Below are 15,496 nucleotides of genomic sequence, written 5' to 3'. Positions count from 1 at the left end.
GGTCACAGCAGTTCGAGCGGCTGGGCGTAGTGGCAGGCGACGGGGTTGCCACTGCCCCGGTCGGTCAGCTCCGGGATCCGCTCCACGCAGGCCGTCCGCTCCTCCTCGGTGAGCTGGTCGGCGAACTTCGGGCAGCGTGTGCGGAAGCGGCAGCCGCTGGGCGGCCGGATCGGGCTCGGCACGTCGCCCTGCACGGTGATCCGGCGCCGGGCCCGCTCCTTGCGCGGGTCGGGCAACGGGATCGCGGAGATCAGGGCCTGGGTGTAGGGGTGCGAGGGACGGGCGAACAGCTCGCGGGTCGGGGCGAGTTCGACGATCCGGCCCAGGTACATGACGGCCACCCGGTGCGCGACGTGCCGCATCACCGACAGGTCGTGCGCCACGAACAGGAAGGACAGTCCCAGTTCGGACTGGAGGTCCATCAGCAGGTTGAGGACGCCCGCCTGGATGGAGACGTCGAGCGCTGAGACCGGTTCGTCGAGCACGACGACCTTCGGGCGCAACGCCAACGCCCGGGCGATGCCGATGCGTTGGCGCTGCCCGCCGGAGAACTCGTGCGCGAAGCGGTTGCCGTGCTCGGGGTTGAGCCCGACGAGCCGCAGCAGCTCGCGCACCTCGGCACGCCCCGCGTCGTCGTAGCGGCCGTGGATGCGCAGCGGCTCGGCCACGATCTCGTGGACGGAGACGCGCGGGTCGAGCGAGGCGTAGGGGTCCTGGAAGACAATCTGCAGGTCCTCGCGCAGCGGCCGCATGTGACGTCGGCTGAGTGAGGTGAGTTCATGGCCGCGGTAGGTGACGCTGCCCGAGGTGGCCCGCTCCAGATTGAGCAGGGTGCGGGCCGTCGTCGTCTTGCCGGAGCCGGACTCGCCGACGAGGCCGAGGGTTTCGTTGGCGTACAGATCGAAGGAGACGCCGCACACAGCGTGCACGTCGCCGATGGTGCGGCGCACGATCCCGCGTGAGCGGACCGGGAAGTGCTTGACCAGATCGCGGACCTGGAGGACCGGCTCGGTCTCGACGGCCGTGCTCATGCGGGGTCCTTCCGTGGGCCGGCTGGGCTGTCTTGGCTGTCTGCGCTGTCTGCGCTGTCTGCGCTGTCTGCGCTGTCTGCGCTTTCTGAGCCGGCCGCGCTGTCCTCGGGGGTCTCTCCGGCCAGCCGGGCGAGAGCCGTCGCGTCGGCGCCCGTCACCTCGAACACCTCGTCGGCGGCGGTGTCGACGAGCCGCTCGGTGAAGTGGCAGGCGCTGCGGTGTCCGGCGTGGGCGGTCGTGCGCAGGGCGGGTTCGTCGCGGTCGCACACGTCCTCGCGCATCGGGCAGCGTGGCGCGAAGGGGCAGCCCGGTGGCAGGTTCAGCAGGGACGGCGGCGATCCGGTGATCGGGGTGAGCCGTTCCTCCGCCCGGTCCATCCGGGGCAGTGAGCCCAGCAGGCCGAGGGTGTAGGGCATGCGGGGTGTGTAGAAGATGTCCTCCACGGAGCCGGTCTCGACGATGCGTCCCGCGTACATGACGGCGACCCGGTCGGTGTGCCCGGCGACGACTCCGAGGTCGTGGGTGATCAGGACGAGGGCGGCGCCGGTCTCGGCCCGCGCGGTCTCCAGGGCGTCGAGGATCTGCGCCTGCACGGTGACGTCGAGGGCGGTGGTGGGTTCGTCGGCGATGATGACGGCCGGGTCGTTGGCCATGCCGATGGCGATCACGACGCGCTGGCGCATCCCGCCGGAGAGTTCGTGCGGATAGTCGTCGACGCGCCGGGCGGGGTGCGGGATGCCCACGATGCCGAGCAGGTCGACGGCGCGTTCGTGCGCGGCCCGCTTGGACAGGCCCGCGTTGTGCCGCAGCAGGCCCTCCTCGATCTGGTGGCCCACGGTGTGGACGGGGTTCAGCGAGGTCATGGGGTCCTGGAAGATCATGGCGATGCCGCTGCCGCGTACGTCGGAGAGCGCGGAGTCGCCGAGGCCGAGCAGCTCGGTGCCCTGGAACCGCACCGAGCCGGCCACCTTCGCGGTCTTCGGCAGCAGCCCCATCACGGCGAGCGCGGTCACCGACTTGCCGGATCCGGACTCGCCGACGATGCCCAGCGACTCGCCCCGCTCCAGTCGGTAGCCGACGCCGCGCACGGCCCGTACGAGACCGTCCTCGGTGGGGAACTCCACGCACAGGTCGTCCACTTCGAGCACGGTGTCCTCGGTGGGCAGCGTGAGTGCGGGCCGTCCGTCGGCGGCCCTGCCGGACACGGTCATTGGCGCACCCTCTGCTGTCGGGGGTCGAACGCGTCGCGCAACCCGTCGCCGATGAAGTTGATGGTCAGCGCGATCGCGATGATGAACGCGCCGGGGATGTAGAACAGCCACGGCCGGGTGTCGACGGCCGTCTGCGCCTGGGAGACGAGCAGTCCGAGCGAGGTGTCCGGCGGCTGCACACCGAAGCCGAGGAACGACAGCGCCGTCTCGATGAGGATGCCGGTGGCGACGAGGATCGTGGCGTTCACGATGATCGGCCCGAGCGAGTTCGGCAGCAGGTGCCGGAAGATGATCCGGGTGTCGGAGGCACCGAGCGCCCGGGCCGCCTCGACGAACTCCTTCTCGCGCAGCGACAGCACCGTCGAGCGCACGACACGGGAGACGTACGCCCAGGTGAGACCGGCGACGACGATGGCGATCCAGTACCAACTGCCGCCGCTGCGGGAGGAGATGACCAGGGCGATGGCGAGCAGCGGCAGGGTGAGGACGAGGTCGGAGATGCGCATCAGCACCGCGTCGACCACACCCCGGTAGAAGCCGGCGACGGCTCCCCACACCGCGCCGACGAGGGTCGAGCCCAGCGCGATCATGATGGCGATCTTCAGCGAGGTCTGGGTGCCGCGCATCACCTGTGCGTAGGCGTCGTAGCCGGAGGAGTTCGTGCCGAACGGGTGCTTGGCGGACGGGGGCTGGGAGTTGTCGGGGGTGAACTTCTCGTACGAGTAGTGCCACAGGTGCGGCCCGATGAACGCCCACAGCACGATGAGCACGAAGACCACCAGGCTGGCCATCGCCGCCCGGTGCCGCACGAAGCGCCGGAGCACCAGCTGGGTCTGCGTCCGCTCCTTGACCGTGAACTCTTCGTCCTTGCGCGGGAGTTCACCGCCCGCCGCGCCCGTCGCCTGAGTGGTGTCAGTCATAACGGATCCTCGGGTCGAGTACGGCGTACAGCAGATCGGCGATGAGGTTGAAGACAATGACGATGACCGCGGAGAGCAGGAGCCACGCCATGGTGCGGTAGACGTCCACCTTGGTGACCGCGTCGACCAGCATCTCGCCCATGCCGTGCCACTGGAAGATGGTCTCGGTGATGACGACACCGCCGAGCAGCGACGCCACGTCCAGGGCGGTGACGGTGGTGAGCGGGATGAGCGCGGTCCGCAGCGCGTGGTGGGTGAGGACCTTGCGGCGGCGGATGCCCTTGGCGCGGGCGAGGCGCACATAGTCGGAGTCGAGGACCTCGAGCATCGAGGCGCGGGTGTAGCGGGTCCAGGACGCGAACGACACGAGGGCCAGCGTGATGACCGGGAGTACCAAGTGGCCGATGCGGTCGGTCAGTTGGTTGCCGAAGGTGTCGACCTCCAGATACGCGGAGCGGTCGCCGATGGTTCCGAGGAAGGCGGAGCCGGTCTGGTCGTTGAACCAGATGCCGCCCTGCTTGAGGAGGACCGCGAACCAGAAGACGGGCATCGACAGGAAGAGGAATCCGGCGAAGGTGATGACGTAGTCGGAGGGCGAGTACTGGCGTACCGCGCTGTACACGCCGAAGACGACGGCGAGGACGAGCGCGAGCAGCATCGAGGCGACGACGAGGATCACGGTCACCCGGAAGCGGGTGATCAGGTCGTGCCCGATGTCGAGATTGGGGTCGATGGACGGTCCCCACTGTCCGTGCAGGACGCCGACGATCCAGTTCCAGTAGCGCACCACGACCGGCTGGTCGGCGTGGATGTGCCGGGCGAAGGAGGCGACCGCGGCCTTGGTGGGGGCCGGATTGCGGGAGGTGGCGAAGTTGGCGACGGGATCGCCGGCGTTCACGACGACCAGGAACACGATGAACGTCGAGGCGATCAGGACGGGGATCGAGACGAGGACCCGTCGCACCGCGTAGGCGAACATGCAGGACTCCTCGGGTGGCGGTGGACGGTCCCGGCGGCGGACCGCCGGGACCGAACTGTCGGTGTTCCGAGGGGAGTTACTTCCTCAGTCCCCACTCGGCGACGTTGTACGGCGGACCGATGATGGTCGCGTTGTTCCGCATGCCGACGAAGCGGTCCTGCACCGCGAAGAACGTCGGTTTCTGGTAGAGCGGCAGCACGTACGCGTCATCCGTCATGATCTTGTCGGCCTGGGCCAGCATCGACATCGCCTTGGTCGCGTCGGTCTGCCCGACCGAGTCGTTCAGCAGCTTGTCGACCTGCTTGTTGCTGTACCCGCCGTAGTTGCTCGCCTGTCCGGTCGACCAGGTGCCCTGGGCGTTGGACGTCGGCGTCGGACCCTGCACCCAGGCGAAGACGATGATGTCGTACTGGTGCCCGGTGAGCACCGTGCCGAGGTCGGCGGCGCCGATCGGCTTGATCGTCACCTTGATGCCCAGGTCCGAGAGGGCGGACTGCAGGATCTGGCATTCGCTCTGCCGGATCGCGTTGCCGGTGGTGTAGCGGCAGTTGAACGGTCCGACCGCCTTGCCGTCCGGAGTCTTCAGACCGGAGCCGACACCGGTGAACTTTGCGTCGGTCAGGAGCTTCTTCGCCTTCGCCAGGTCACCCGAGCCCTGCCCGGTGCCGGTGACGACGTCCTGGTAGCCGGACTGCCCGGGCATCAGCATGTGGCTGCCGAGCTGCTTGACGTTCTTGTCGAACTGTCCGACCGTTTTATCGACCATGTCCTTGACGCTGATCGACGTGAACATCGCCTGCCGCAGCGCCTTGTACTTGCCGATCACCGGGTTGTGCAGATTGAGATCGAAGTGCTCCCACTGCAGGCCCTCGCCGATCGTGTACGAGACGTTCGGGATGTCCTTGATCTGATTGACGAGGTCCACCTGGGGCTGCGGATAGATGCCCTGGACCTCGTTGTTCTTCAGCGCCGTCGGCTCCTGGGTGGCGTCCGAGATGACCTTGAGGATCAGCCGGTCGAGCGTCGGCTTCGTCTTCCCGTACCACGTGGCGTCGGGCTCGAAGGTGGCGTGGTCGTTGTCCTTCCACTCCGTCATCTTGTACGGCCCGCCGGTGGCGTACTGGCTGGGCGGCGTCTTCATGAAGTACTGCCAGCCCTTGGTGAGCTGGGCGGCCGTCATCTTGTCGGCGCTGCCCGCGGCGGCGCCGGCCGCCTTCTCCGCGACATGGGCCGGGTACAGGCCGTAGCCGCCGCCGAAGAAGGACTTCCAGTCGGAGTAGGGCTTGTCCATGGTGACGGTGACGGTCTTGCCGCCGTCGGACCCGGTGACCGACTTGATCCGGTCCCAGCCGGAGGTGGACCAGGGCAGACAGCCCTTGGTCTGGGTGTCGTCGCTGGCGGGCGGGGGCGGGCAGTCCTTCCCGTTCATGGTGCGCCACAGGAAGATGAAGTCGTCCGCCGACATCGGCGTCCCGTCGTTCCACTTCGCCTTGGGGTTGATCTTGTAGACGAAGGTCTGGGGGCTCGCGCTCGTCTGCTGCGCCGAGGTGACGAAGTCGGTGTTGAGCTTGAGACTGAAGTCCGGCTGCGGCACGAAGACCTGGGGCAGCACGGCGGTCATGGCCTCGCTGTTCTCGAAGGTGTTGCCGTTCGAGTCCTCGATGTTCCAGGCCTGGATGTTCTTCTCGATGGTGTAGGTGAACGTTCCTCCGGACTTGCGCTGCCCGGAGTTGCACGTATTGGCCTTGCCCTGGGAACTGCACGAGGTCAGTCCCGCCGACGTGGTACTGCCGTTGCCGCTCCCGCCCGATCCGCTGCTGCACGCGGTGAGCACGAGAGTGAGCCCGGCGGCAAGCGTCAGGCCCTTCGCGACGGTCGATGAAGGCGCACGCATGTCCCTCCGTTCAGCCGGAGAGCAGTCCGGCTCGGTGAGGCGGCTGCAAACCGCAAGAGGTGAGCTGCGCCTTCACGGTAAGACCATCGCGTCCCGTCGTAAGCGGTCGTGCCATACCGGAAAGATGACGTTCCGGCTTAGATTTCCCCTTGGAAATCACGGCAGTTGGCAAAGTGACGCCGCCTGTCGAGTCGCTTCTCAGCCGAGCGGAATTCCGGCTTCCAGGTAGTGCGCGGCGCCGCGTTCGCGGGCGCGAAGGGCCCAGCGCAGCCGTTCGTACCGCACGGGTGGCAGCAGTCCGGCCGCCTCGGCCTCGCCGACGAACCGCCAGTCCCTCAGCTCCGGCCCGGGCAGCAGCACATGGGCCGCCACGTCAGGGTCGAGCCGCCCGCCGTCGAAGAGCAGCCGCAGACCGCCGAAGCCGGGCGGTACGGGCCGCTCCCAGTCGACGACCAAAAGTCTCGGTACGTCGACGAGTTGGATGCCCGTCTCCTCCAGGACCTCCCGCATGCCCGCCCGCGCGGGTGCCTCGCCCGGCTCGACGACGCCGCCGGGGAACTCCCAGCCCGGCTTGTAGGTGGGGTCGACGAGCAGCACCCGGTCCTGTTCGTCGAAGAGCAGCACGCCCGAGGCGACCGTCTCGGCGGTCGGCTCGGCGGTCTGCACGATGTCGCACGGGGCCGCCTCGCCGGTGCGCACGGCGGCGGCGATGCGCACGGCGGTGTCGTACGGGGTCAGGTCGCCGTTGTCGACGAGGTAGGCCTCCGCGGCGAGCCAGCCCGCGAGCGCGGCGCGGTAGGGCTCGATATCGGCGGGCGCCTCGCCGCCCGGGTCACGGCTGCGCAGGATCGTTTCACCTGGAGCAAGGACCACATGGCACACAGGGATCCGGCGGGCGGCGAGCCCACCGAAGATCTCGTCGCGGTACTCCTGGCGCAGGAGCCCCATCGGCACCACGAGGACCCCGCCGAGTTCGGCGAGGAGCGCCGCGGCCGTGTCGACGACGAGCCGCCGCCAGATCGGCAGGTCCTGACGGTCGCTGACCTCGGCGAGCCGCTTGGCCGGCAGCAGCCGCTCCAGCCCGGCGTCGATCTCCTCGGGGTCGAAGAGCGTGCAGTTGGGGATCAGGTCGAGCAACTCGCGCGCAGCCGTCGTCTTGCCCGCGCCGGACGCCCCGTTGACCCAGACGATCACGGTTCCCCCTCTTCCCTAGGCCCCCTGAGGCTTGCCCGCAACACCCTGCCGGGGAAACCCGGTGCTGATGAGGGTGGTCGCGCGCGGCCGCGCGCGCACGAGGCGGCTGCGCTCAGACGCTCGCGAGCAGACCGTCGAGCGGCGCCGGCACCCGCGCCGGATCGAGGGCCGCCACCAGGAGCCCGCCGTACCGGATCTTGCGGCCCTTCTTGGTGCTGAGAAAGCGCCGGACCTGCTGCTCTCGGGGCCGTCCGCGCTGGGCGGGCTGGGCCAGGAAGATCTGCCAGGACCGCAGGTCGCCCTCGGCCCGGAAGACGTCCTCGACGGCCTGCGTGCCGAGCGCGCGGATCAGTTCGTCCTCCAGGTCCACGGCGCACACGTAGAAGTCCTGGTGCGGCGCCCCCGCCCGCTCAAGACCGCGCGCGTAGAAGCCCCGCTCCCCCTCGTCGCACAGTCCCGTCAGGCGCAGACCGAGGCCGGGCGGTCCGAGGAGTTCCGCGTAGCGGGCCACGCTCATGGCACCGCCCATCGCGACGACGCACACCCCGTCGACGGCCAGGTCACGGCCGCGCCGGGCCGCGAGGGTCTCCACCGCGGCGAGATCGCTGGCCCCCTCGACCAGCACCGCCGTCCGCAGCCCCAGCCGACGGCTCAGCTCACCCGCCGGTTCACCCGGGCCTCCGGCCGCCCATCTCGCCACCGCGTCCCTGAACGCCCCTACGTCTCCCATGGGCCGAGTCTGCATCGTGATCGTCCGGAGCGGCACCGAATATCGTGCGTCCCCCTCGGACTCTCCCCGGATTCACCTGTACAGGCCAGGACCCTTGGCCGGCACAGTGGCACCCCGGTGCCGCCCGGACCGGCAGCCCGGCGCCCGCACCACACCAACTGTGCTGTCCGCGTGCCGCGTTGGGGGAGGCTCGATGCCGGGTCCACTTCTCGCGCTGAGCGTCACGGCTCGTTCTTCGGCATCGGTTCACCGGTCGCGCGCGGTGGCGTAGGTGTTCGCGGGCCTCACGGTCGCGAATGTGCTGGGCGTGCCCTTCGGGGGCACTGGGCGGCGGACGCCGGGGGGTGGCGGGCGGCGCTCTGGCCGGTCACCTGGATCGGCTCACCGGCACTGGCGGGAATCGTCGCGCTGGTGCCCGCGCGGGCGGCCAGGGGGCCGCACAAGGGCCGCACGTGGGGCGCGGACACCGGTAGGACAGGTCGCCGACCAGCAGGCGTGACGGACGTCAATCACACGACGTAGAGGTCGCCTTGAGCGGCTGCCCGCCCGCATCCCCCGGAGCGAAACGAACGGCGCCCGCCCACCGCCTCGGGTGTCTCGGAGATGTCGCGGCAGGCGGGTCATCCGTAAGGGGCGGATGCGAGGGGCCGCATCGCCCGAGCGCCTCCGGACATCGGGGGGAGATACCGGAGCCGCCGCGGCAAGGCCCGGGGCGCCGCGCCGACCGCTGCCCGACGGTCGGCGGCCGGCCCGCTTCCGGCCTTCCGCTGTGTTTCTTGCCTACGAAGTCAAGCGCAGTCGGCAGGGCGGCACAGCCGTGTGCGCACACGCTGTCGCGGCGCGGAATTCACACGGGGTGTGCATCGCGCACACGGTCCTCGCCGGGACCGGCCAGCGCCGCCCGGATCTGCCGGGTGGTCGCGGCGGCGATCCGCGGGTCGTCCGCCGCGTACGCCGTGTAGGCGATCAGGCCGGACGTCAGGGCCCAGCCCCGCCCGCGCAGCCAGGTCGCGTCGTCCACCTCCAGCGCGGCCCGGAGCACCGCGGCGCAGTGCGGCGACAGCAGCGTGAAGGCGATCATCAGGTCGACCGCGGGATCACCCGCCCCGAGACTGCCGAAGTCGATGACCGCGCTGAGGCGGCCGTCGGCGACGAGCAGATTGCCGGTGTGGAAGTCACCGTGGCACAGCACGGGCGGCCCCGGCCAGGCAGGAGCGGCCAGGGCCGCGTCCCACAGCGCGGTCATCGCCCCGGCGTCGAAGGCGCCGGCCGCCCGCGCGATGGCGGTCCGGGTCGCCGTGTCGCGGTCGGCGAGTGTCTCCCGCGCCTCGGCAGGTCCGGCGTGCGGGTCCACCGTCTGCAACGCCCTTAGGAAATCGGCCAGTTCGAGCGCCGCGTCGGTGGAGTCCCCCAGCCCCTCGACCGTCGCGACCTCGCCGCCCAGCCACCGGGTCACCGCCCACGGCCACGGATACCCGAGCGCGGGCCGCCCGACCGCCACCGGGACGGGCACGGCGAGCGGCAGCCGGGGCGCGAGGCCGGGCAGCCGGTCCCGCTCCTTCTCGGCCTGTCCGATGGCGCCGGAGTGCCTGGGCAGGCGCACGGCCAGCTCATCGCCGAGGCGGTGGATGACGTGGTCGGAGCCGCCGGGCTCGACGGGCGTGAGCGGCAGCCGGGACCACTGCGGGAACTGACGGTCGACGAGGTCCCGTACCAGCGCCGTGTCGATGAACGGCCGCTCGTCGACGTCCCTCGTGGCCGGTGCGTCGTGCGCTGTCGCCAAGGCGGATCTCCCGGAACGGGCCCATCGACCCGATGGGCTGTGGACAGAGGGTCCATGACAGAGCACCGTGCCCCGGCTGTCGACCAGTTTTTCTCCGGCCCCACGGTTTTGGTGTCAAGCGTTTTGCGTCTTATTCACCCCATCAAGTGATGCCGGGGGATCGGGAATCGTTACGGCACGACGTGGCTCCGCTCCTCCCGCTACGGTGTCCGACCAGGCGCCCCGGCCCCCGGCGACCTCGCGGTTCATCCGCACACCGATGTTTCGTTCGCGCCAGAGTGGCCGACTCCCTCTGGAGCCGGACAGGTGTTCAGGCCGGGGGGCCCGATGCGGCAAGGCAATCAACAGGACTACTTGTCCGATGACTTCGGAGATTCCGAGGGCTACGGACTGTTCGGAAACTGCGGCGTCATCGCGGGTACGACCGACCCCGACAACGCCGTGCACCCCGCCGTGGTCCGCACATACGGCGACTGCGCCGTCGTCACTCTCGGCGGAGACATAGACCTGCTGGCCTTGCACCGTCTGGCTCCCCTGCTCGACACGGTGGCGGCCGGTCCGTACCGCGTCGTCGTGATCGACCTGACGGCGACGACGTTCTTCGACTGCTCGGGGCTCACCCTGCTGGTCAGAACGCATCGCAGAGCGGCGGAGCGGGGCGGCCGCGTCACCGTCGTGTGCCGGCGCCGACTGACGCTGCGCATCATCGCCATGTCCAAGCTCACCGAGGTGCTGACGCCGGTGGCGACGGTGGAGGAGGCCCTGAGGTGACCCGAGGGTGCCTCGACGCTCCCTCCCGCCCGTCAGGACGCTCGGAGCGCCGTGGCCGTCCACCGCACGCCGTCACCCCGCGTCGGCAGGACGACGGGCGCGCCGTCAGACAGCCTGCCGCCGCGCCTCGTCGGCCGTGTTCCCACCCCGCAGCGCCGCGGCCGCGGCCCCCACGAGCCCGGCGTCCGTGCCGGTCGAGGCCGGGACGACGGTCAGCCGCTGGACGAACGAGAGGGTGGCGTAGTCGCGGAGCGCTCGGCGCAGCGGGTCGAACAGGACGTCGCCGGCCTTCGCCACTCCCCCGCCGATCACCGCGATGTCCACCTCGACGAGCGTCGCGGTCGCGGCGATCCCGGCCGCGAGGGCCTGCGCCGCGCGCGCGAAGGAAGCCGCCGCGACCGGGTCGCCCGCGCGGGCGGCGGCGGCCACGGCCGCGGCGGTCGCGTCGCCGTCGGGGCCCGGCCGCCAGCCGTCGGCCAGGGCACGCCGGGCGATGTTGGGCCCGGAGGCGATGCGCTCGACGCAGCCGCGCGCGCCGCAGGGGCACGGGTCGCCGTCGAGGTCGACGCTGATGTGGCCGATGTGACCCGCGTTGCCGGTGGGGCCGGGGTGGAGTTGGCCACCCAGGATCAGGCCGCCGCCGACGCCGGTGGAGACGACCATGCACAGCGCGTTGTCGTGGCCGCGCGCCGCGCCCTGCCAGTGTTCCGCCGCCGTGATCGCCACACCGTCGCCGACCAGTTCGACGGGCAGTCCGCCGGTCGCGGCACCGACCCGCTCGACGAGCGGGAACGCGCGCCAGCCGGGGACGTTGACCGGACTGACCGTGCCCGCCGAGCGGTCCACGGGCCCCGCGCTGCCGATGCCCACGGCACCGGTCCTCGGCCACAGCTCGGACGACGTCAGCTCGCCGAGCACCGCCTCGACCGCGCCCATCACCGTCTCGCCGTTCTCCTGCGCGGGGGTCGGCCGTTGGGTCCGCGCGAGGATACGGCCCCGGTTGTCCACCAGGGCGCCGGCGATCTTGGTGCCGCCGATGTCGAGCGCGGCGACGAGGTCCGTGTGCATCAGTGTCTGGTCTCCTGCGGGAAAGGGGAGAAGGGGCAGTTCACAGAAGCCGACTGTAGGAAGGCTCAGGAAATCGGTGGACAGTCTCTCCCGCATCTGACAACGTTGTCCAGGCCCTATGCTCGACGCCACATGCTCGTACGGCAGCCGGTACAGCATGATGAACCCCGAAGAGCGGTCGCCCTCCGCCCGCTCCGGGCACCGCCTTGACGGCAGCGACGACAGGACAGGACAGCGCATAGTGGACCGCACCGCCCGCCGCACCGAGAACCGCTACGGCAATCGCCCGACCATGAAGGATGTCGCCGCGCGCGCCGGAGTGGGCCTCAAGACGGTGTCCCGTGTCGTCAATGGCGAGGCCGGGGTCACGCCCGACACCGAGCGGCGCGTGCAGGAGGCCATCGCGGCCCTCGGCTTCCGGCGCAACGACAGCGCGCGGGTGCTGCGCAAGGGGCGTACCGCGAGCATCGGACTGGTCCTTGAGGATCTGGCGGACCCGTTCTACGGACCGCTCAGCCGGGCCGTGGAAGAGGTCGCGCGGGCGCACGGCGCGCTGCTCATCAACGGGTCGAGTGCCGAGGACCCGGACCGCGAGCAGGAGTTGGTGCTCGCCCTGTGCGCGCGCCGGGTCGACGGTCTGGTCGTGATCCCGGCCGGGGACGACCACCGCTATCTGGAGCCGGAGATCGCGGCCGGTGTGGCGACGGTGTTCGTGGACCGTCCCGCGGGGCGGATCGATGCGGACTGTGTCCTCTCCGACAGCTTCGGCGGCGCCCGCGACGGGGTGGCGCATCTGATCGCGGGCGGTCACCGCCGGATCGGCTTCATCGGCGACCAGCCGCGCATCCACACGGCGGCCGAGCGCCTGCGGGGCTACCGGGCGGCCATGGAGGACGCCGGGATATCGGTGGCCGACCGCTGGATGTCGCTGGGGGTCACCGATCCCGAGCGGGTGCGTCTGGCCGCCGAGGAGATGCTCAAGGCCCCCGAGCCGGTCACGGCGATCTTCGCCGGCAACAACCGGGTGACCGTCACCGTGATCCGCGTCCTCGCCGAACTGGACCGGGCCGTGGCCCTGGTGGGCTTCGACGACATCGAGCTCGGCGACCTGCTCCAGCCGGGTGTGACGGTGGTCGCGCAGGACGCCGCCCAGCTGGGCCGCACGGCGGCCGAGCGGCTGTTCCGGCAGCTGGACGGGGCGACGCTGCTCCCCGACCGCATCGAGCTGCCGACGCGCCTGATCCGCCGGGGCTCGGGCGAACTGCCGCCTCCGGCCTGACCGTTACCGGCCCCGCCGTGCGGTCCGCGTCCTAAGCTGCCGGGATGATCAGACCCTTCGAACTGGTGATATTCGACTGCGACGGCGTCCTGGTCGACAGCGAACGCATCGCTGTCGGCCTGCAGGTCGAGATCGGCGCCGCACTGGGCTGGCCGCTGACGGCGGAGGAGGTCGTCGCACGGTTCATCGGACGCTCCCACGCCGACATCAGCGCGCTGGTGGCCGCTCGGCTGGGCGAGGAGACCGCCCAGATGTGGTCGAAGCGGTTCGAGGAACGCCATCGTGAGGCGGTGGACTCCGGCCTCGTCGCCGTCGACGGGATCCGCGAGGCGCTCGACGCCATCACCGTGCCGACCTGCGTGGCCTCCAGCGGCTCCCACGACAAGATGCGGCACACTCTGGGCCGCACCGGACTGTACGAGCACTTCGCGGGACGGATCTTCAGCGCCTCGGAGGTCGCGCGCGCCAAGCCCGCCCCCGATGTCTTCCTGCACGCCGCCCGGCGGATGGGGGCCGACCCGGCGGCCTGCGCGGTGGTCGAGGACAGCGGCCATGGCGTACAGGCCGCGCGTTCCGCCGGGATGCGTTCCTTCGGCTACGCCGGCGGGCTCACCCCGGCCGCCCGGCTCGCGGGCCCGGACACCGTCGTCTTCCACGACATGCGCGATCTGCCCGCCCTGCTCGGCACGATGGGCTGAGACCGCTCGCACACACCACTGCCCTTCCCCGGCCGTCCCCGGGAAAGGGCAGTGGTGATCCGTGCGCGGGTGCGCGCTATTCGGCCGTCGCCGTGAGGTCACCGCGGCGCGGCGCCGCGTAGCCCTCCAGGTCGGCGCGGGTCAGTCCGGCGCGCCGGGCGACCTCGCCGTTGTCGAGGGCCCCGCAGTCCAGGCCGCGCAGCAGGTACCCGGCGAGGGCCTTGGCGGTGGCGGGCTCGTCCGCGATGTCGCCGGTGGACTGGCCGGCGTAGGCGGCGAGTCGGGCCGCGGCCTGCTCGAAGCCCTCGCGGTAGAAGGCGAACACGGCGGCGTAGCGGGTCGGGATGTGGCCCGGGTGCATGTCCCAGCCCTGGTAGTAGGCGCGGGCGAGGGCGCGGCGGGTGAGGCCGTAGTGCAGGCGCCAGGCGTCGTGGACCTTGGCGGTGGGCCCGACGGGCAGCACGTTCGTGGAGCCGTCGCAGACGCGCACGCCCGTACCGGCGGCGGCGACCTGCATGACGGCCTTCGCGTGGTCGGCGGCCGGGTGGTCGCTCGCCTGGTAGGCGGCGGAAACGCCGAGGCAGGCGCTGTAGTCGAAGGTCCCGTAGTGCAGGCCGGTCGCGCGGCCCTCGGCGGCGTCGATCATGCGCGCCACGGCGGCGGTGCCGTCGGCGGCGAGGATGGACTGGCTGGTCTCGATCTGGATCTCGAACCCGAGCCGCCCGGCGTCGAGCCCGTGGGTCTTCTCGAAGGCCTCCAGGAGCCGGACCATGGCCGTGACCTGCTCCGGGTACGTGACCTTGGGCAGCGTCAGGACCAGTCCGTCGGGCAGCCCGCCGTGCTCCATGAGACCGGTGAGGAAGATGTCGAGGGTGCGGATGCCGCGGTCGCGGACGGCCTCCTCCATGCACTTCATGCGGATGCCCATGTACGGGGCCGCCGTGCCGTTCTTGTAGGCGTCGGCGATGACGCGCGCGGCCCGTGCGGCCGTCTCGTCCTCGTCGGCGGAGGAAGCGGGCCGGTAGCCGTCCTCGAAGTCGACCCGCAGGTCTTCGACGGGCTCGCGCTCCAGCTTCGCGCGTACGCGGCTGTAGACGGGCTCCGCGAGGTCGTCGGAGAGGCCGAGGACGGCGGCGAACGAGGCGGCGTCCGGGGCGTGCTCGTCGAGCTGCGCGAGCGCCTGGTCGCCCCAGGTGCGGATGGTGCCCGCGTCGAAGGCGTCACCGGGGACGTAGACCGTGTGGACCGGCTGGCGGGTGCCGGGGTCTCCCGGGTACCGGCGCGCGAGCTCCGCGTCGACCGGGGCGAGTGAGGCGCTGATGCCCTCGCTGACCGCGCCCGCGAGGCTCGTCGACACCTTCTCCTGCTGACCCATTCGTACACCCTCCATACGCTCACTGTTTCCACTTCACGGAATCAAACATCCGTATAGCGAAGTTATCCGTAGCCGTAGTCCAGGTCAATGGCCATCTTCCAGGGTCCCGGTACGCGGACGGGGCCGCGCGGTGAGAACACCACGCGGCCCCGTCGGCGGCCGTCACCGGCCGAACAGGCTCAGCCCTTGCGGGTCTTGACCTCTTCGGTGAGCTGGGGCACGACGTCGAAGAGGTCGCCGACGACGCCGTAGTCGACGAGGTCGAAGATCGGGGCCTCGGCGTCCTTGTTGACCGCCACGATCGTCTTCGAGGTCTGCATGCCCGCCCGGTGCTGGATCGCACCGGAAATACCGTTGGCGATGTAGAGCTGCGGGGAGACGCTCTTGCCGGTCTGGCCGACCTGGTTGGAGTGCGGGTACCAGCCCGCGTCCACCGCGGCACGCGAGGCGCCCACGGCCGCGCCGAGGGAGTCGGCGAGGGCCTCGATGATCGAGAAGTTCTCGGCGCCGTTGACGCCGCGGCCGCCGGAGACCACGATCGCGGCCTCGGTCAGCTCCGGACG

At 70.9% G+C, this 15,496-nt stretch carries 14 protein-coding genes; 3 read left to right on the top strand and 11 right to left on the bottom strand.

From position 1 onward, the window contains the following. Positions 1–2: 2 nt before the first annotated feature. The 8 genes from ACFVDP_RS23335 to ACFVDP_RS23300 all read right to left on the bottom strand — a co-directional run bounded on the left by ACFVDP_RS23335 (position 3) and on the right by ACFVDP_RS23300 (position 9,742). Positions 3–1,031: an ABC transporter ATP-binding protein gene (locus ACFVDP_RS23335; RefSeq protein ID WP_383492648.1), complete on the bottom strand. Its 1,029-nt coding sequence runs from the start codon at positions 1,029–1,031 to the stop codon at positions 3–5. After that, positions 1,028–2,242: an ABC transporter ATP-binding protein gene (locus tag ACFVDP_RS23330; RefSeq protein ID WP_383492646.1), complete on the bottom strand. Its 1,215-nt coding sequence runs from the start codon at positions 2,240–2,242 to the stop codon at positions 1,028–1,030. The genes ACFVDP_RS23335 and ACFVDP_RS23330 overlap by 4 nt, the downstream gene beginning before the upstream one ends. Further along, positions 2,239–3,162 carry an ABC transporter permease gene (locus tag ACFVDP_RS23325; RefSeq protein WP_383492643.1) on the bottom strand — a complete coding sequence of 308 codons (924 nt, stop codon included), beginning with the start codon at positions 3,160–3,162 and terminating at the stop codon, positions 2,239–2,241. Before ACFVDP_RS23325 ends, ACFVDP_RS23330 begins: the two co-directional genes overlap by 4 nt. Continuing rightward, positions 3,155–4,141: an ABC transporter permease gene (locus ACFVDP_RS23320; RefSeq protein WP_383492641.1), complete on the bottom strand. Its 987-nt coding sequence runs from the start codon at positions 4,139–4,141 to the stop codon at positions 3,155–3,157. The genes ACFVDP_RS23325 and ACFVDP_RS23320 overlap by 8 nt, the downstream gene beginning before the upstream one ends. Before the next feature lie 76 nt (positions 4,142–4,217). Further along, entirely contained in the window at positions 4,218–6,035 is a 1,818-nt protein-coding gene (locus ACFVDP_RS23315; protein ID WP_383492638.1) for an ABC transporter family substrate-binding protein, read from the bottom strand. Between the two features lie 198 nt (positions 6,036–6,233). Then, entirely contained in the window at positions 6,234–7,229 is a 996-nt protein-coding gene (locus ACFVDP_RS23310; RefSeq protein WP_383492635.1) for an NUDIX domain-containing protein, read from the bottom strand. A 112-nt stretch (positions 7,230–7,341) separates the two neighbouring features. Then, positions 7,342–7,959, bottom strand: coding sequence for a TOPRIM nucleotidyl transferase/hydrolase domain-containing protein (locus ACFVDP_RS23305; protein ID WP_383492632.1), 618 nt, complete (start codon positions 7,957–7,959; stop codon positions 7,342–7,344). A gap of 847 nt (positions 7,960–8,806) precedes the next feature. Continuing rightward, complete coding sequence (locus tag ACFVDP_RS23300; protein WP_383492629.1) at positions 8,807–9,742, bottom strand: aminoglycoside phosphotransferase family protein; 936 nt, start codon at positions 9,740–9,742, stop codon at positions 8,807–8,809. 354 nt (positions 9,743–10,096) lie between these two features. On the opposite strand from ACFVDP_RS23300, the gene ACFVDP_RS23295 reads away from it, so the two are divergent. Then, entirely contained in the window at positions 10,097–10,513 is a 417-nt protein-coding gene (locus ACFVDP_RS23295; RefSeq protein WP_383492626.1) for an STAS domain-containing protein, read from the top strand. 105 nt (positions 10,514–10,618) lie between these two features. On the opposite strand, the gene ACFVDP_RS23290 is transcribed toward ACFVDP_RS23295, so the two are convergent. Then, on the bottom strand, positions 10,619–11,581 hold the full coding sequence (locus tag ACFVDP_RS23290) for an ROK family protein (RefSeq protein WP_383492623.1): 963 nt from the start codon (positions 11,579–11,581) through the stop codon (positions 10,619–10,621). 160 nt (positions 11,582–11,741) lie between these two features. Here ACFVDP_RS23290 and ACFVDP_RS23285 point away from each other — a divergent pair, with 160 nt between their 5' ends. Together ACFVDP_RS23285 and ACFVDP_RS23280 are read left to right on the top strand one after the other, a co-directional pair. After that, positions 11,742–12,860, top strand: a complete 1,119-nt coding sequence (locus tag ACFVDP_RS23285) for a LacI family DNA-binding transcriptional regulator (protein WP_383493253.1) — start codon at positions 11,742–11,744, stop codon at positions 12,858–12,860. A 44-nt stretch (positions 12,861–12,904) separates the two neighbouring features. Further along, entirely contained in the window at positions 12,905–13,558 is a 654-nt protein-coding gene (locus tag ACFVDP_RS23280) for an HAD family hydrolase (protein ID WP_383492620.1), read from the top strand. A gap of 76 nt (positions 13,559–13,634) precedes the next feature. Here ACFVDP_RS23280 and ACFVDP_RS23275 read toward each other — a convergent pair whose 3' ends face one another. Continuing rightward, positions 13,635–14,933, bottom strand: a complete 1,299-nt coding sequence (locus ACFVDP_RS23275) for a DUF6986 family protein (protein WP_383493250.1) — start codon at positions 14,931–14,933, stop codon at positions 13,635–13,637. A gap of 179 nt (positions 14,934–15,112) precedes the next feature. Further along, on the bottom strand, positions 15,113–15,496 hold a 384-nt coding region (locus ACFVDP_RS23270; protein WP_383492617.1), incomplete at its 5' end, for an electron transfer flavoprotein subunit alpha/FixB family protein.

It is taken from the genome of Streptomyces sp. NPDC057694, from assembly GCF_042799415.1.
GTDB lineage: Bacteria > Actinomycetota > Actinomycetes > Streptomycetales > Streptomycetaceae > Streptomyces.
The sequence above is the reverse complement of the archived record's forward strand: the minus strand, read 5'-3'. Positions and strand labels throughout refer to the sequence as shown.